The organism is Ensifer sp. ZNC0028 (assembly GCF_000799055.1).
Classification (GTDB): domain Bacteria; phylum Pseudomonadota; class Alphaproteobacteria; order Rhizobiales; family Rhizobiaceae; genus Ensifer.
The window spans coordinates 1-260 of the sequence record NZ_JTLA01000262.1 but is presented as its reverse complement, the minus strand read 5'-3'; the positions used below and the strand labels follow the sequence as shown (position 1 = coordinate 260).

At 60.0% G+C, this 260-nt stretch carries 1 protein-coding gene; it reads left to right on the top strand.

Annotated elements, in window-relative coordinates; translation table 11 throughout:
- Positions 1-260, top strand: a 260-nt coding sequence (locus L981_RS32930; RefSeq protein ID WP_043627185.1) for a hypothetical protein, incomplete at both ends; no start/stop codon positions are given.

Sequence of the window (260 nt, the reverse complement as noted above, 5' to 3'; positions counted from 1 at the left end):
AGCGACGTCCAGAAGTTCGGCATTGGCCTCAAGGAACTCTGGCAGGTGAAGCCGGAAAACCATCGTCCGGGCCTGGTGCAGCACTCCTTCGGCTGGCCGCTCGGCATGAAGACCGGTGGCGGCTCGTTCCTCTATCACCTCGAAGACAACATGGTCGCCGTCGGCTTCGTCGTGCACCTCAATTACAAGAACCCCTATCTCTTCCCGTTCGAGGAGTTCCAGCGCTTCAAGACGCATCCGGCGATCCGCGGCACGTTTGA